15 protein-coding genes are annotated in these 17,554 nt (G+C 32.8%); all 15 read left to right on the forward strand.

Translation table 11 applies throughout. From position 1 onward, the window contains the following. Positions 1-90: 90 nt before the first annotated feature. Positions 91-822, forward strand: a complete 732-nt coding sequence (pyrH, locus tag AC38BG_RS05025; protein ID WP_489937842.1) for a UMP kinase — start codon at positions 91-93, stop codon at positions 820-822. After that, entirely contained in the window at positions 815-1,372 is a 558-nt protein-coding gene (gene frr, locus AC38BG_RS05030; RefSeq protein ID WP_489936774.1) for a ribosome recycling factor, read from the forward strand. The genes pyrH and frr overlap by 8 nt, the downstream gene beginning before the upstream one ends. Positions 1,373-1,376: 4 nt before the next feature. After that, positions 1,377-2,093: an undecaprenyl pyrophosphate synthase gene (gene uppS, locus AC38BG_RS05035; protein ID WP_489936775.1), complete on the forward strand. Its 717-nt coding sequence runs from the start codon at positions 1,377-1,379 to the stop codon at positions 2,091-2,093. A 5-nt stretch (positions 2,094-2,098) separates the two neighbouring features. Further along, positions 2,099-2,893, forward strand: a complete 795-nt coding sequence (locus AC38BG_RS05040) for a phosphatidate cytidylyltransferase (protein WP_489936776.1) — start codon at positions 2,099-2,101, stop codon at positions 2,891-2,893. A gap of 14 nt (positions 2,894-2,907) precedes the next feature. After that, a complete protein-coding gene (gene rseP / locus AC38BG_RS05045) occupies positions 2,908-4,155 on the forward strand; it encodes an RIP metalloprotease RseP (RefSeq protein ID WP_489936777.1) in 1,248 nt (415 codons plus the stop codon). Positions 4,156-4,170: 15 nt separating this feature from the next. Next, a complete protein-coding gene (locus AC38BG_RS05050; RefSeq protein WP_489936778.1) occupies positions 4,171-5,868 on the forward strand; it encodes a proline--tRNA ligase in 1,698 nt (565 codons plus the stop codon). A 5-nt stretch (positions 5,869-5,873) separates the two neighbouring features. Then, positions 5,874-10,166: a PolC-type DNA polymerase III gene (locus AC38BG_RS05055; RefSeq protein ID WP_489936779.1), complete on the forward strand. Its 4,293-nt coding sequence runs from the start codon at positions 5,874-5,876 to the stop codon at positions 10,164-10,166. A gap of 98 nt (positions 10,167-10,264) precedes the next feature. Then, positions 10,265-10,738 carry a ribosome maturation factor RimP gene (gene rimP / locus AC38BG_RS05060; RefSeq protein WP_489936780.1) on the forward strand — a complete coding sequence of 158 codons (474 nt, stop codon included), beginning with the start codon at positions 10,265-10,267 and terminating at the stop codon, positions 10,736-10,738. Between the two features lie 20 nt (positions 10,739-10,758). Further along, positions 10,759-11,934: a transcription termination factor NusA gene (gene nusA / locus AC38BG_RS05065; protein WP_489936781.1), complete on the forward strand. Its 1,176-nt coding sequence runs from the start codon at positions 10,759-10,761 to the stop codon at positions 11,932-11,934. A gap of 9 nt (positions 11,935-11,943) precedes the next feature. Further along, entirely contained in the window at positions 11,944-12,240 is a 297-nt protein-coding gene (gene rnpM, locus AC38BG_RS05070) for an RNase P modulator RnpM (protein ID WP_489936782.1), read from the forward strand. Next, complete coding sequence (locus AC38BG_RS05075; RefSeq protein WP_489936783.1) at positions 12,241-12,537, forward strand: ribosomal L7Ae/L30e/S12e/Gadd45 family protein; 297 nt, start codon at positions 12,241-12,243, stop codon at positions 12,535-12,537. Between the two features lie 16 nt (positions 12,538-12,553). Beyond that, entirely contained in the window at positions 12,554-15,220 is a 2,667-nt protein-coding gene (gene infB, locus AC38BG_RS05080) for a translation initiation factor IF-2 (RefSeq protein ID WP_489936784.1), read from the forward strand. Positions 15,221-15,233: 13 nt separating this feature from the next. Continuing rightward, a complete protein-coding gene (locus AC38BG_RS05085; protein WP_489936785.1) occupies positions 15,234-15,590 on the forward strand; it encodes a ribosome-binding factor A in 357 nt (118 codons plus the stop codon). A 46-nt stretch (positions 15,591-15,636) separates the two neighbouring features. Next, complete coding sequence (gene truB / locus AC38BG_RS05090) at positions 15,637-16,530, forward strand: tRNA pseudouridine(55) synthase TruB (RefSeq protein ID WP_489936786.1); 894 nt, start codon at positions 15,637-15,639, stop codon at positions 16,528-16,530. A gap of 12 nt (positions 16,531-16,542) precedes the next feature. After that, entirely contained in the window at positions 16,543-17,481 is a 939-nt protein-coding gene (locus AC38BG_RS05095; protein WP_489936787.1) for a bifunctional riboflavin kinase/FAD synthetase, read from the forward strand. Positions 17,482-17,554: the final 73 nt, after the last annotated feature.

A 17,554-nucleotide genomic window follows, 5' to 3' on the forward strand; every position in this document is an offset into this window, starting at 1 on the left:
ACTTCGAGATGTAACTAATAAAACTAGCAGAAAAGTATTCTCAGCTATGGTAGAATTAAAATGCAAAATATAGAAGGGATGCAATCAATCATGAGTCAAGTTAAATATAAACGCGTAGTATTAAAAGTATCTGGAGAGGCTTTAGCAGGACCACAAGGAAATGGAATTAATCCAATAGTTATCGCTCATTTGGCAAAAGAAATAAAGGTTGTTCATGATCTTGGTGTTCAAGTTGGTATCGTTGTTGGTGGCGGTAATATGTGGCGTGGTGAAACTGGTGCAAAATTAGGCATGGAACGTGCACAAGCTGATTACATGGGAATGCTTGCTACTATTATGAACGGACTGGCTTTGCAAGACGGATTAGAGCATATTGGTGTGCCAACAAGATTGCAAACATCAATTGAAATGCGTCAAATTGCTGAACCATATATCCGTAGAAAGGCTTTACGTCATTTAGAAAAGGGTCGTGTAGTAATTTTTGGTGGTGGTACAGGAAATCCATATTTCTCAACTGATACAACTGCTGCATTGCGTGCTGCGGAAATTGATGCAGATGTAATTTTAATGGCTAAAAATGGTGTAGATGGTGTATATTCAGCTGATCCAAAGCTTGATCCAAATGCTAAGAAATACGATAATTTGACTCAATTAGATTTAATTGCCAAAAACTTAAAGGTAATGGATCGCACAGCAAGTTCATTATCAATGGATACAGATATTCCGCTAATTGTATTCAATGTAAATACTGAAGGTAACATTAAAAAGATTGTAAAAGGCGAAAATATCGGAACTGTAATTAGAGGTAAAAACAATGGCTAATGAAGCAATTAACAATTCAAAGACCAATATGGAAAAATCTATTGCTGTCTTTCAAAGAGAATTAGGTTCAATTAGAGCTGGCGTTGCAAACGCAAGCTTACTGGAAAATGTTAAGGTTGATTATTATGGAGCACCAACTCCTTTAACACAAATGTCTGGAGTTACAATTCCAGAACCACGTGTTTTAATGATAACTCCGTATGACAAAAATTCTTTAGATCAAATAGAACATGCATTATTAGCATCAGATTTAGGTTTAACTCCTGCAAATGATGGTAATGTTATTAGATTAGTAATTCCTCAATTGACTGGTGAACGCCGTCAAGAAATTGCTAAACAAGTAGGTAAATTGGCTGAACAAGCTAAGGTAGCTATTCGTAATGTTCGTCGTGAATCAATGGAATCATTAAAAAAACAAGAAAAAAATGGTGATATTACTGAAGATGAACAACGCAGTTTAGAAAAACAAGTTCAAGATATTACTGATAAATCAACCAAAAAAGTTGATGAACTAGCTGAAAACAAACGTCAAGAAATTACTAAGGGATAATAAAATGTCCAAGTCAAAACAGTTAAATCACCTTGCAATAATTATGGATGGTAATGGTCGGTGGGCTAAGAAAAAACATTTGCCAAGATTTGTTGGACATCGGCATGGTATGGATAATATCGAAAAAATTGCTTTAGCTGCTGATAAATTAGGTATTAAAGTATTATCGCTATATGCTTTTTCAACTGAAAATTGGTCACGTCCTACAGATGAAGTTAACTATTTAATGAAGTTACCTGTAGACTTTTTTGGTAAGTTCATGCCAAAATTAATGGAAAACAATGTAAAAGTGAATATCATGGGATATTTAGATGAATTACCTGCAAAAACCTATGAAATTACTCAAGAGGCAATGAAACAAACCGCAAATAATACTGGAATGATATTAAATTTTGCTTTTAATTATGGTTCAAGACGCGAGATTGTCACCGCCACAAAGCAAATTGCTCAAGCATTAAAATATGGTGATATTAAACTTGAAGACATTAATGAAGATATGTTTAATGATAATTTGCTGACTGCTAATTTAGCACCTTATCAAGATCCTGATATGTTAATTAGGACTTCTGGCGAACAGCGAATTTCTAATTTTCTTTTGTGGCAAATTGCATATTCAGAGCTTGCATTTAGTGAAAAAAACTGGCCTGATTTTACTGTTGAAGATTTAGAAGAATTTGTAAATGAATATAAAAAACGCGATCGGCGTTTTGGAGCACTTTAAATAAGATGAAACAAAGAGTTATTACAGCTGTTGTAGCTTTAATTTTCTTTATTCCCATTGTATTAGCAGGGGGAATTTGGATAGATGTATTAGCTGCGTTATTGGCAGCTGTTGGTATAAGCGAAATATTTTTAATGAAAAGACAACTACTTTTTTCAATTGATTTCGTATTGTCACTGCTTGCAACCCTAACATGGACTGTACCTAATGCATTTTTTAATTTTATGCCTCATAGAATCACTCGTCCTGGTATTTATTTTGCTTTAATTATGTTAATGCTGACGTGGACAGTATTGTCGAAAAATCGTACTAATTTTGATGATGTGGGTGTATATACTATTGCATCATTATATATTGGGACAGGCTTTCATTATTTAGCAGCTATTAGAAATTTACATAACGGCTTAGGATTAATTTATTTAGGTTATGTTTTTGTGGTTGTTTGGTCAACCGATATTGGAGCATACATTATTGGACGTCAATTCGGTAAACATAAATTATGGCCTGTTATCAGTCCTAATAAAACATGGGAAGGTTCTATTGGTGCTGTCATTTCTGCGGTTATTCTAGCTGCAATATACGTTATAGCAATTCCCGCAATTCACACTAGATATGATTTAATTTGGGGCGCATTTTTATTGTCAATAGTGGGTCAAATGGGTGATTTAGTAGAGTCTGCATATAAAAGATATTATGGTGTTAAAGATTCAGGGAAAATTTTGCCTGGACATGGTGGAATTTTAGATAGATTTGATAGCATGTTATTTGTCCTTCCAGTTGTCGCCCTATTATTTATCTAAGAGGTAGGTAGTTTATGCGAGGAATATTAATTTTTATTGTAGTATTTGGAATATTAGTTTTTGTTCATGAATTTGGACATTTTTATGTTGCCAAAAAAGCAGGTATTCTCGTACGTGAATTTTCAATTGGGATGGGGCCTAAATTATTTCAGGTACGTAAAAGCAAAACAACCTATACAATTAGATGGCTTCCATTAGGAGGATATGTTCGACTAGCTGGAAGCGATGATGCAGCGACTATTGATCCAGGTACAAATGTAGTTTTAGCATTGAATGACCAAGGAGTAGTCACCAGAATTGATGCATCTGAATCTGATATGCCAATTGAAGGGATACCAGTTCAAGTAAAAAAAGCTGATTTAGTTGATAAATTAACTGTTACTGGATATGAAAATGGAGATCAATTAAAGACATTTCCTGTTGATCATGATGCTACAATAATTGATTCTAAGGGCAATGAATTAATTATTGCACCAAAAGATACTCAATTCCAAAATGCAAAAGTTTGGAAAAAATTAGCAGTAAATTTTGCAGGTCCATTCATGAATATTGTTTTAGGATTTGTAGTATTTATGATCTGGTCATTAGTTACTGTGGGACCTTCTACTACAGTAATTGATCATACTATTAATAATTCACCAGCACAAAGTGCGGGTATACAGGCCAATGATAAGATAGTTCGCGTCAATAATAAGAAAATTAATTCCTTTGATGAATTTGGACAAATAGTTGCACAAGATCATGGAAAAGCTATTAATGTGACCGTTCAAAGGAAAAATAAGGACTATACTTATAAAGTCATCCCTAAAATAATTAAAAAAAATGGGAAAACTTATCAAATTGGGATTTATGCTAAGAGCGATGAATCACTTACAACCAAGACCAAAAGAGGCTGGAATACTGCTACTATGACAACAGGATTAATTTTTAATGCTGTTGGTAATTTGTTCAATCATTTTAGTTTGAACAAATTGGCTGGACCTGTAGGAATCTATTCTGAAACAGCACAAGTTTCCAAAATGGGTATTGGCTATTTATTAGCGTTTTTAGGGATGATTTCAATTAATTTAGGAATCGTTAACTTATTACCAATTCCTGGATTAGATGGTGGAAAATTATTACTAAACTTAATTGAATTAGTTAGAGGTAAACCAATATCTCAAGAACATGAAGCTATTGTAGAATTAATTGGATTTGGATTATTATTATTACTAATTATTGCTGTAACTGGTAATGATATTTATCGATATTTTATAAAATAAAAATAAGGAGAAATTATGCGTCAATCAAAATTCTTTATGCCAACATTGAAGGAAGTTCCTTCTGATGCTGTTGTAAAAAGTCATCAATTAATGTTGCGAGGAGGATATATTAAGCAAGTTACAGCTGGTATTTATGCCTATTTACCACTAGCTTATCGTGTTTTGCGTAAAGCACAAAACATTATGGAAGAAGAAATGGCAAATATTAATGTGCCAGAAATGTTGATGCCAGAATTTTTACCTGCAAGCTTATGGGAAAAATCAGGTCGATTGAAAAAATACGGTCCTGAAATGTTCCGTTTAAAAGATCGTCATGACCGTGAAAGTTTATTGGGTCCAACTCATGAAGAGACTTTTACAGAATTAATTGCTAAGTCATTGAAGAGTTATAAGCAAATGCCAATTGCTTTATATCAAATTCAAACTAAATTCCGTGATGAAAATCGTCCTAGGTTTGGTTTGTTGCGTGGACGTGAGTTTATTATGCTAGATGGTTATAGTTTTGCAGCAACTAAAGCCCAATTAGACCAACAATTTGATGATCAATTTAATGCTTATAAAAAAATTTATGAACGTGTTGGAGTAAAAGCTCTTCCAGTTATTGCAGATTCTGGAACAATGGGTGGTAAAAACTCAACTGAATTTCAAGCACCAGCTGATGTTGGTGAAGATATTATTGCCACAAACGAAAAAGGCACATATAGTGCAAACTTAGAAATGGCTAAAAGTGTAGATACATTTAAGCCAGAAAAAGAAAAGTTAAAGGAATTAGAAAAAGTTGCAACACCTGATAAAGAAACAATTCAAGATTTAGTAGACTTTTTAAAGGTTCCTGCAACTAGAATTGTAAAGAGTGTTTTATACATTGCGGATGGTAAAAATATTTTAGTTTTAATCCGTGGTGATAAAGACATTAATGAAACAAAATTAAAGAATGTTTTAGATGTTACTGAATTGCGTCCAGCAACCAAAGAAGAATTAATTTCAATTACTGGTGCTCAAAAAGGCGGAGTAGGTCCTATAAAAGCAAATTATGCTGATCAAATTATTGCTGATGATACTGTTAAAGGCTTATTTAACTTCATAGTTGGTGCTAATGAGACAGGATATCAATATGCTAATGCTAATTTAGATCGTGATTTTAAAGTATCTTCTTTTGATGACATTAGAACTGCTAAAGAAGGCGAATTAGATCCAGTAGATCATTTGCCCCTTAAGTTTACTAAGAGTATTGAAGTTGGTCACATATTTAAATTAGGTACATATTATACAAAAACTATGGGTGCTGATTTCTTAGATAATAATGGAAAAGCTCAGCCGGTTATCATGGGTAGTTATGGTATAGGTGTTTCTAGATTATTAGCCGCATGTGTTGAACAACATTTAACTGAACGCGGAATTGCTTGGCCAAAATCAATTGCACCATTTGATGTACATATTGTCCAAATGAAGATGAAGGATGAAACACAAACTAAACTTGCTGAATCTTTATATGAAAAATTTGGATCAAAATATGATATTTTATATGATGATCGTAATGAACGTGCTGGTGTAAAATTTGCAGATGCTGATTTAGTTGGTGCACCAGTGAGAATTACTATAGGTAAAAAAGCTGCTGAGGGTATTGTTGAAGTTAAACGTCCATTAGATGAAAAAGCATCAGAAGTTTATCTAGATGATTTAGCAGCATATTTAAAGGAAGAATTAGGGTAGTTTTTGTGACACAGGAAAATGAACTTTTCTTAAAGTTATTAAAGCAAGTGAAATTCCCAGCAACATTTTCAGATAATGAAATATTGCAACAAGGAGAAATTAAAAACGTGGACGTTTATGCAAGAGAGCATAAATGGGATATCCACGTTTTTTTTAGCACACCATTACAATTTGATACTTATCAAGCTTTAACAAAGGCAATTGCACACAATTTTGAATCTTTTGTCAAAGTAGATTTTTTAGTGCAAACAAGTGATGGTTTAGATAATTATTTACCAGATTATTGGAAATATGCTGTTTTAAATAGTGATTTATCCCAAATGGTTAAACAGACTTTAAGTACGATAAAACCATATAAAAAAATTAACAGATGGATAATTTCGCTAGAACAAGCGGTAATTGATAGAGTAATATCTCAAGAGCAATTAGATAAATTAACCTTAGATTTACGTAAGTATGGATTTTTTAATTTAAAATTTGCAACAGAATCAATTGATGAAAATGAAGATGCCAATCTGCAAAGTTTACAAGAAATTCAAGAACAACATGAACAAAATATGCAACAGGTCTATGAAAAAACGCCTGATAAACCTAAGCCAGTCCCTAGACAAACTCGAAAGACTGAATTTGGTAGTATTTCTGAAAATGCAAATTTAGTCCAGATAAAAAATGTTGATGATGGTGTTCGCAACGTTGTTATTGAAGGTAATATCTTTCAAATGGAGACTAGGACTTTGAAGTCAGGTACAGTAATATTTACTGGTGAAATTACCGATTATACAGACTCTATTTCATTTAAAAAGTTCTTATCTGATAAAGACCAAATCGAATATGTTGAATCACTAAAACCTGGAGTTTGGGCAAAAATGCAAGGTAGTGCAGCTGAAGATCAGTGGGAACATCAAGTTGTATTCAATATTAATAATTTCCAGGTGGTTGAGCATATTGGTCGAACGGAAAAATACACTGGTGAAAAAAAACACATTGAATTTCATGTTCATACAACAATGAGCCAGTTAGATGCAACTAATACTGCAACTGATTTTATTAATGCAGCCAAAAAGTTTGGGCAAAAAGCAATTGCAATTACTGATCATGCTGATGTTCAATCGTTCCCTGAGGCTTATCACAGTGGTGAAAAAGCAGGTATAAAGATTTTATATGGTGTAGAAGCTAATATGATCGATGATCATGCAATGCTAGTATTGAATCCTGCTGACATGACATATGAAAATCGTGAATTTGTGATTTTCGATGTGGAAACTACTGGCCTTTCTGCACAATATGATACGATTATTGAAATTGGTGCAGTAAAAATGAAAGATGGTGTAGTATTAGATCGATTCGATGAATTTATCAATCCGCATCATCCATTAAGTGAAACAACAATCAATTTAACTTCAATTACTGATGATATGGTGTCTAGTGCCCAAGATGAAAAAGATGTTATCACCAAATTTAAAGAATTTTATGGTAATGATCCATTATGTGGGCATAATGTTCAATTTGACGTTGGATTTGTCAATGAAGCATTAAAAAGAGCAGGATTAGCTCAAATAAGTCAACCTGTGGTAGATACTTTGGAAGTTTCTCGTTTGCTTCATCCAGAACAAACGAAGCACACTCTTGATTCACTTGCCAAAAAATATAATGTTTCATTAGAACACCACCACCGTGCAAATCAAGACGCAGAGGCAACTGGATATTTGATGTTTAAATTATTAGATGCATTTAATGAAAAATTCCATCAAGATAATTTAGGTAAAATGAATGATTATGCTAAGTTTGGTCAAGTTTATAAACGTGCTAAGCCAACTCATGTTTCAATCATGGCGCTTAATCAAACTGGCTTAAAAAACATGTATAAGTTGGTATCAAAATCAAATACTGAATATTTTTATAGAATTCCTCGAATTCCCAAGTCTGAATTAGCTAAATATCATGAAGGCTTGATTTATGGTAGTGCTTGCAATCAAGGTGATGTCTTTATTGCAATGATGCAAAAAGGATATGAACAAGCATTAGAAAAGGCAAGGTTTTATGATTATTTAGAAATTCAACCACCAGCTAATTATGAACAATTAATTAAGGAAGAATTGATTCATGATAAAGCACAACTGTATGAAATATTGAAAAATATTTATAAATTGGGTCAAGACTTACATAAACCAGTTATTGCTACAAGTGATTCACATTTTTTGGAGCCTCATGATGGTATTTATCGGGATATTTTGATTGCTTCACAGCGCTCTAATCCAAACAGATTAAGGAAAAATCCTGATTTGCATTTTTATACGACTCAAGAGATGCTAGATGCGTTTGAATTTATGGGAGAAGATATTGCTAAAAAAATAGTTATCGATAATCCTAACGAATTGGCTGAAAAGATTGATGAAATTGCACCAATTAAAAGTGGTTTGTATCCTCCACATTTGAAAAATGCAGATCAAGAAATGAAAGATTTAACTTACAATAAAGCCTATGAATTATATGGAAAACCATTACCTCAAATAGTTCAAGATAGACTTGATATGGAGTTAAATTCAATTATTTCAAATGGTTACGCAGTTATTTACCTAATTGCACAAAGATTAGTTGCAAAATCAAATAAAGATGGATATTTAGTAGGCTCTCGTGGTTCTGTCGGATCTAGTTTAGTCGCTACTATGAGTGGTATTACCGAGGTTAATCCATTAGCGCCACATTATCGCTGCCCAAAATGTCAGTATTCAGAATTTTTTGAAGATGGACAATATGGTTCAGGGTTTGACTTACCTGATAAAAAGTGTCCAAAATGTGGAACAGAATTAGTAAAAGATGGTCAAGATATTCCATTTGCAACATTTTTGGGCTTCCACGGCGATAAGGTTCCTGATATTGATCTAAACTTTTCTGGAGACTATCAACCTGTTGCACATAATTATATTCGAGTTATGTTTGGACCTAAAAATTCATTTCGTGCTGGAACTATTGCTACGGTTGCTGATAAGACAGCCTTTGGTTATGTAAAGCATTATGAAGATGAAAAAGAATTGCATTTAAGAAATGCAGAACTTGATCGACTAGCTCATGGAACTAGTGGAGTAAAAAGGACAACTGGTCAGCATCCAGCTGGAATTGTTGTGGTGCCAGATGATATGGATATTTATGACTTTACTCCAGTGCAGTACCCAGCAGATGATTTAAATGCTGCATGGTTAACCACTCACTTTGATTTCCATTCAATTCATGATAATATTTTGAAATTTGATATATTAGGTCATGATGACCCTACTATGATCAGAATGCTACAAGATTTGTCGGGAATTGATCCAATGACTATTCCGACTGATGATCCAGGAGTAATGTCACTATTTTCTGGAACTGATATTTTGAATGTCACACCAGAGCAAATTGAATCACAGACTGGAACGTTAGGTGTGCCTGAATTTGGAACGAGGTTTGTCAGAGGAATGTTAGAAGAAACAAAACCTACGACATTTGCTGAATTATTACAGATTTCTGGGTTATCTCATGGTACTGATGTGTGGCTGGGTAATGCAGAGGATTTAATTAATGATGGAATTTGTAAATTAAAAGATGTTATTGGTTGTCGTGACAACATTATGATGGACTTGATTCACTGGGGTGTAAAACCAGAAGTTGCATTTTCAACTATGGAATCAGTTCGTCATGGTAAAGGAATCAGTGCAGATGATATGGAAGTTTTACAAAAAAACGATCAAATACCAGATTGGTACATACCATCGTGCCTTAAAATTAAATACATGTTCCCTAAAGCTCATGCTACAGCTTATATCTTAATGGCTTTGCGAATAGCATGGTTTAAAGTTTATTATCCAGTAATTTATTACACAGCATATTTCTCAGTTAGAGCTGATTTATTTGATTTAGTTGCTATGAGTCATGGAAAAAATTCTGTGAAAGCAGCTTTACAAAAAATTCAGGATAAAGGAATGGATGTTAGTGCAAAAGAAAAAAGTTTACAAACAGTTCTAGAAATTGCAAATGAGTGTTTGGAGCGTAATATCAAAATTAAAATGGTTGATGTTAATCAATCAGATGCGACTAATTTCAAAATATTAGATGAACACACTATTTTGGCTCCGTTTAATGCAGTCCCTGGACTTGGTGATAATGCAGCAAAGCAAATTGTTGCAGCACGTGCTGAACAAAAGTTTTTATCAAAAGAAGATTTAGCAACTAGAGGCAAAGTTTCTCAAACAATTATGAATTACTTTGAAGAAAATAATGTTTTAGAAGGGATGCCTGATCAAAATCAGCTATCGCTGTTTTAATTTACAATTATAAAAAAATGTGGTACGCTATTTTAGAAGTTCGAATAACAATTCGAGTGAGCAGTAATGCTCACTCTTTTTATTGCGGAGGATAATATTTGTCAAAGTTAGTTGATCAAGTTACTCAATTAGTAAAACCTTTAGCTCAAAAGCGTGGGGATGAGTTAGTTGAAGTTGAATATGTAAAAGAAAAAAAGCAAAATTATTTACGAATATTTGTTGATCATGCAAATGGAATTGATATTGAAGAGATTGCTGCGTTAAGTGAGATTGTCTCTGACGAACTTGATACTTTAGATCCTGATCCATTTCCTGAACCATATATTTTAGAACTATCATCGCCTGGACTAGAGCGACCAATAAAGACTGATCAAGATTGGCAAAAAGCACAAGATGAATACATTCATGTTGGCTTATTCCAAAAAATAGATGGTAAAAAACAATTTGATGGTTTTTTAATTGAACAAAATCCAGAAACAATAAAACTAAAATATAAAGAAAAAACATTAATAAAAGAAGTTGTTATTCCTAGAAAATTAATTGCAAATGTTAGGTTTGCTGTTGAATTTTAAGAAAGGCTGATCCAAAACTTATGTCAAAAGAAATGTTGGAAGCGTTCGCCACACTAGAAAAGCAAAGAGGTATTAAGCAGGACGTTATAGTTGATGCCTTAAAAGCTGCATTAGTAGCTGCATATAAAAGAAATTATAATCAGGCTTCAAATGTAGAAGTTGAATTTGATGCTAAAAAAGGTAATTTCAAAGTTATTGCAATTAAAACTGTTGTTGAAGAAGGTCAAGATCCTAGATTGCAAGTAAGCTTGAAAGATGCATTAGATATTAATAAAGCATATGAAGTTGGAGATGAAATTCGTTTCGAAGTAACTCCAAAAGACTTTGGACGATTAGCTGCGCAAACTGCTAAGCAAATTATTGTTCAAAGATTACGTGAAGCAGAAAAGAATCATATTATTGATGAATATTCTCAATACCAAGATGAATTAGTTACAGGGACTGTGGAGCGAGTTGATAATCGATTTGTTTATGTAAAAATTGGTAATGTAGAAGCAGTTATGCCTCAAAATGACCAAATGCCAAATGAGCACTATAATCCACAAGATAAAATTAGAGTTATTGTTACTCATGTTGGTTCTGATTCTAAAGGCGCACAGATCACAGTTTCAAGAACTGCTCCTGATTTAGTAAAGCGTTTATTTGAACAAGAAGTTCCTGAAGTTTATGATGGAACTGTTGAAATTACATCAATTGCTCGAGAAGCAGGTGATAGAACAAAAATTTCTGTTCGTTCACAAGATCCAAATATTGATCCAGTTGGTACCTGCGTTGGTCCACGTGGTTCTCGTGTTCAAAATGTAGTTAATGAATTAAATGGTGAAAATATTGATATTGTAAAATTTGAAGATGATCCATCTGATTTTATTGCCAATGCGCTAAACCCAGCTGAAGTCATTGCTGTACAATTTGGACAAGGTGAAGAAGAAAAGAATGCTTTAGTTATTGTGCCTGATTATCAATTATCTTTGGCAATTGGTAAAAAAGGTCAAAATGTTCGTTTAGCTGCACGTTTAACTGGATATAAAATCGACATTAGACCAGAATCTGAAGTAGAATTTGTTGATGAAACTTCAGATGCTAATGAAGATGTCGAAGATAAACAAACAGATGATACAGTAGCTGAAGAAATTTCTGAAAATGCTGATGTACCTGAACAAGATGATGAATCAGAAAGCCAAGATTCTGAAGAATAAGGTGTTTTTTTGAAAAAGAGAAAAATTCCGATGCGTAAAGATTTATTAACAGATACAATGCAACCCAAAAAAGAGTTGGTACGGATTGTTGTTGATAAAGATAAAAATATAAGTGTCGATCCTACAGGAAAAAAAGCTGGTCGTGGAGCTTATGTCTCACTTATTCCAGAAAAAATAGCCCAAGCACAAAAAAGCAAAATCTTAGAACATAGTTTAGGAGCAAAAGTTCCACCAGAGTTTTATGAACAGCTATATGATTATGTTGACCATCAAAAGGCACGTAAAGAACTATTTGGTGATAAATAATTGCAAAAAAGTAAAATTCTCAATTTAATTGGATTAGCTCAAAGGGCAGGCAAAGTTATCTCTGGTACTGATTTAGCATTACAAGCTATTAACCATAATGAAGCAAAAATTATTTTTGTTGCAAATGATATAGCTGAAAATACTTTAAAAGCTATTATGTTAAAAATAGATAATGAACCTGTTGTAGATATTTTTTCTGGTAAAGAACTATCTCAAGCAATTGGAAAACCTCGAAAAGTTCTTGTAATTAAGGATAATGGATTTAAAAAGGCATTAATAAAAATGTTAAATAATTAATAGGGAGTGTGATTTAATGGCTAAGACTAGAATTTATGAATTAGCTAAAGAATTAGGTATCGACAATAAAGTCGTAGTACAAAAGGCAAAAGAACTTGGTTTTGATGTAAAAAGTCACATGTCATCACTTGAAAATGATCAAGTAGTAGAACTTGAAAAGAGTTTCAAAGCTCCTAAAAGTAATACTAATTCTCATGAAAACAAATCACGAGATAAAAGCAAAATTCAAATCTCTGTTAAATCTATTCGTAGAAATGAAAAAGAGTCTGAAGAAAAAAGGGCTCCTCGAAACAATCATCGAAATAGAAATAACAATAATAGAAATCATAGAAATAATAAGCAACAGCAAAATACTCGTAGCAAAAAGCCAGCTGCACGTGATTTGCTAGCACAATTTAAACAAAAACAACGCGCAGAAGAGCATACATTGGATAAACAAACTCAAAAGTCAAAACAGAAATGGCATGAACAACAACATGCTTCAAAACAAAGTAAAACTGAAGAAAAACATGAACAAGTACATATAGATCAACCAAAAGTTACAGGACCGAAGATTTTAAAACCTTCTCCTGCAAGAAATAAGGCAAACGCTGATAATAGAAATGAAAATTCTAATAACAGATCACTACGTCGCAATAATAATCATGTAAGAAGAAATTCTAATACAAATAAGTCAACATCACCAAAACCTAATTTATTAGCTGCTGCAACTCCAGCTCCTGAAAATGAAAAGCGTCGTAACAATAATGGTCATGGTAGAAATACTGGTAAACCAGGACGTAAGGGAATTGATTCAAGATTTGGTGAACGCAGTGAACATTCTGATCGTTCAGAGCGTAGAAAGCGTAAGAACAAACGTCGCCAAGAAAGAACAGAAGTCAAAAAGCAACCGACCGCTAGAAAAGAACGTCCATTACCTGAAACTTTAGTTTTTGAAGAGGGAATGAATGCTCAAGATCTAGCAAAATTATTACATAGAGAACCAGCAGAAATTATCAAAAAATTATTTATGTTGGGAATTATGACTAATCAAAATCAATCATTAGATAAAGATACGATTGAATTATTAGCTGCTGAATATGGTATAGAAGCTAAAGAAAAAGTTCATGAAGATATTTCTGATATTGACAAGATCTATGATAAAGAGATGAAGGAATCTCTTAAATCTAAACATCAAGAAAAGCGTCCTCCTGTAGTTACGATTATGGGACATGTTGACCATGGTAAGACTACTTTACTTGATAGATTACGTCATACTAATGTATCAGAACATGAAGCTGGTGGTATTACTCAAAAAATTGGTGCATATCAGGTTAAAATTGATAATCGACTAATTACATTTTTAGATACTCCTGGACATGCTGCCTTTTCAAACATGAGAGCTCGTGGTGCTGATATTACTGATATTGTTGTTTTGGTTGTTGCTGCAGATGATGGTGTTATGCCTCAGACTATTGAAGCTATCGACCATGCAAAATCTGCTAAAGTACCAATTATTGTTGCTATTAACAAAATGGATGTGCCAGGTGCTAATCCACAACATGTTACTGAGCAATTAATGAAGTACAACTTAATTCCTGAAGATTATGGCGGCAATACAATATTTGTTGATATTTCTGCAAAAACAGGTGAAAATGTTGAAGATTTGTTACAAATGATTTTATTGCAAGCAGATGTTCTAGAATTAACTGCAGATCCAGATCAAAAGGCTATTGGAACTGTCGTAGAAGCTCACTTATCACGTGGGAGAGGGCCTGTAGCAGATATCTTAGTTCAACAAGGTACTTTGCATATTGGTGATCCAATTGTTGTTGGTAATACATTTGGTCGAGTTCGTGTTATGACTAATGATAAAGGTCGCCGAGTTAAGAGTGCTACACCATCAATGCCTGTTGAAATTACTGGTTTAAATGATGTACCAGAGTCAGCAGATCGATTTGTCGTATTTGATGACGAAAAAACTGCACGTAGTGTTGGTGAACAACGTGCTCAAAATGCATTAAGAAAACAACGTGAACAAGTACAACATGTTACTTTAGATAATTTGTTTGATACTATGAAACGTGAAAACATGAAAGAAGTTGACATTGTTTTAAAGGCTGATACTCAAGGATCTGTTGAAGCATTGCAACAAGCTTTGGAAAAAATTGATGTTGAAGGCGTTCGTGTAAATATTATTCATGCAGGCGTTGGTGCAATTAATGAATCTGATGTAACTTTAGCTAGTGCATCTAATGGATTTATTATTGGTTTTAATGTTCGTCCAACTGCAACTGCTAAAGATCAAGCAGCAACTGATGAAGTAGATATTCGTTTATATAGTATTATTTATAAGGCAATTGATGACGTTGAAGCTGCGATGAAGGGTATGCTAGAGCCAACTTATGAAGAAAAAGTCACTGGTAATTTAACTGTACGTGAAATCTGGAAAGTTTCAAAAGTTGGTACAATTGCAGGTGCTTTTGTTGATAGTGGATATGTTACTAGAGACTCTGGAATTCGTGTAGTTCGCAATGGTGTTGTTATCTATGACGGAAAAGTAGCATCTTTGAAGAGATTTAAAGATGATGTTAAAGAAGTTAAGCAAGGTTTTGATTGTGGACTAACAATTGAAAACTATAATGATATCAAAGTTGATGACGAACTTGAAGCTTATGAAATGCAAGAGGTAAAGCCTCAGTAGTTAGGAGGTTTATATGAAACATCGTATTGGCCGTGTTGAAGGTGAAATTCTACGCGAGTTAACTACAATATTGCAAAAAAAGATTCGTGATCCAAGACTGCGTGAAGTTACAATTACAGCAGTTGAAGTCACAAATGATTTTTCATATGCAACAATTTATTACAGCTTATTGACTGAAAACAAGAAAAAAGAAGAGGAAGTTCAAGAAGGGTTAGAAAAAGCTAAAGGAATGATGCGTCATTTACTTGGTCAAGAACTAACTGTTTATAAAGTTCCTGAATTAATCTTCAAACGTGATACTTCAGTACAATATGGTAGTAAAATTGATAAATTGATTGCAAAAATAAAAAAAGAAGATCAAGAAAGATAATATATAAAAGCGTCACATTGTGACGCTTTTATATTAGGTGAGAAAAATGATAAATGGAATAATTGTTGTTAATAAGCCTAAAGGCATGACAAGTGCTGATGTAGTTTATAAGCTACGAAAAATTTTACATATAAAAAAAATTGGTCATGCTGGAACATTAGATCCTGATGTTACTGGGGTTTTGCCAATTGCGATTGGACAGGCGACTAAGTTAATTGATTTAATGCATACAAAGTCTAAAAAGTATCAAGGCTCTGGAATTTTGGGCTATAGTACAGATAGTTATGATATATCAGGAACAGTTTTAGAAAGAAGACCACTTTTGCAAAAAATTACCGCAGATAAAATTCAAAGTACTATGGATACTTTTTTAGGTACAATTGAACAAGTGCCGCCAATTTATTCTGCTATCAAGGTAAATGGAAAACATTTATATGAATATGCTAGAGCTGGTATAGAAGTTGAAAGACCAATTCGAAAAGTAAATATTGATGAATATAAATTATTAAATAAACCAGAATATGATGCAGCTAATCAACAAGAAACTTTTGATTTTGAAATTGAATGTAGCAAAGGCACTTATGTCAGATCATTAGTTAATGATTTAGGTACAAAATTAGATATTCCTGCAGTGATGTCAAATTTGATTCGTACAAATAGTGCCGGATTTGATTTAAAACAAAGTGTAACTTTAGAGCAATTACAAGAAGATACAAATCAAATTGATAAGTGGTTAATTTCACTTGAAGATTTTTTTGCAAACTATCCAACAATTAATTTGACTGAAAAGCAATGGCAAAAAGTAAAAAATGGTAATCAAATAGTATTAGATACTGATGAAAAAAAAGTAGCTTTACGCTACAATAATAAAGTTAAGGCAATATATAAATTATCTGGTAGCATATATACTCCAGAAATGATGCTATTGCAAAATAGTTAGTGAGGTTATTGTGTGCAGATTATTCATATAAAATATCCAATTACTAAAAATATTATTCCAGGAAAACTTGTTTTAGCTCTAGGCTTTTTTGATGGGGTTCATTTAGGTCACCAACGTTTAATAAAAGAAGCTCATGATATTGCTATAAAAAAGAAATTACCATTAATGGTATTGACTTTTAACAAGCACCCCAAAGAAATATACGCACATGCAACAAATTTTAATTATCTTACAACACTTGATGAAAAAGCTGATTTAGTTGAAAAATTGGGGGCTGATTATTTAGGAATATTAGAATTTACTTCGGCATTTAGTCAGATATCACCTAAACAATTTGTCGATAATGTACTTGTCAGATTAAATGCAGATACTGTTGTTGCTGGATTTGACTATACTTTTGGACCAAAAGAAATTGCTAATATGATTACTATGAAACAAATGTCTAAAGGACGTTTTGATGTGGTGACATTGCCTGAACAGACTTTTGATGGAATAAAAATTGGTTCAACTGCTGTTAGAAAAGCAATAATTGAAGGTAGAATGATTTATGCGTCAAAATTATTAGGATACCATTATAAACTTAGTGGCAAAGTAGGGCATGGCTTAAGAAATGGTCATAAATTGAGTTTCCCTACAATTAACTTGAGATCATATGGTTCAAAAATAATTCCAAAAGTTGGTGTATATGCAACAAAAACTAAAGTTAATAATCATTGGTATGATTCTATGACTAGTGTTGGTTATAATCCAACAATAGGTAACAATAACCATATTTTTATTGAATCAAATTTATTTAATTTTGATGAAGATGTATATGATAAACCAGCCACTATTGAATGGTTTAAATATTTGCGTGGAGAAATAAAATTTAATAATTTGGATCAATTAAAAAAACAAATGATTATGGATAAAAAGCATGTTCAGGAATATTTTGAAAGTGTGAAAAAATAAATTATTTTTCAAAAAAATTAGCAAAGCACTTGATTTAGTGCTAATTTCCTGGTATCTTATTCATTGTTAGCAC

This window comes from Lactobacillus sp. M44 (assembly GCF_058130005.1).

Bases quoted from the DNA above. Each gene is read 5' to 3' on its own strand.
- rseP (WP_489936777.1), top strand. From the start codon at position 2,908: ATGCGAGGAATATTAATTTTTATTGTAGTATTTGGAATATTAGTTTTT.
- infB (WP_489936784.1), top strand. From the start codon at position 12,554: ATGGCTAAGACTAGAATTTATGAATTAGCTAAAGAATTAGGTATCGAC.
- AC38BG_RS05085 (WP_489936785.1), top strand. From the start codon at position 15,234: ATGAAACATCGTATTGGCCGTGTTGAAGGTGAAATTCTACGCGAGTTA.
- uppS (WP_489936775.1), top strand. From the start codon at position 1,377: ATGTCCAAGTCAAAACAGTTAAATCACCTTGCAATAATTATGGATGGT.
- frr (WP_489936774.1), top strand. From the start codon at position 815: ATGGCTAATGAAGCAATTAACAATTCAAAGACCAATATGGAAAAATCT.
- truB (WP_489936786.1), top strand. From the start codon at position 15,637: ATGATAAATGGAATAATTGTTGTTAATAAGCCTAAAGGCATGACAAGT.
- nusA (WP_489936781.1), top strand. From the start codon at position 10,759: ATGTCAAAAGAAATGTTGGAAGCGTTCGCCACACTAGAAAAGCAAAGA.
- AC38BG_RS05050 (WP_489936778.1), top strand. From the start codon at position 4,171: ATGCGTCAATCAAAATTCTTTATGCCAACATTGAAGGAAGTTCCTTCT.
- AC38BG_RS05040 (WP_489936776.1), top strand. From the start codon at position 2,099: ATGAAACAAAGAGTTATTACAGCTGTTGTAGCTTTAATTTTCTTTATT.
- pyrH (WP_489937842.1), top strand. From the start codon at position 91: ATGAGTCAAGTTAAATATAAACGCGTAGTATTAAAAGTATCTGGAGAG.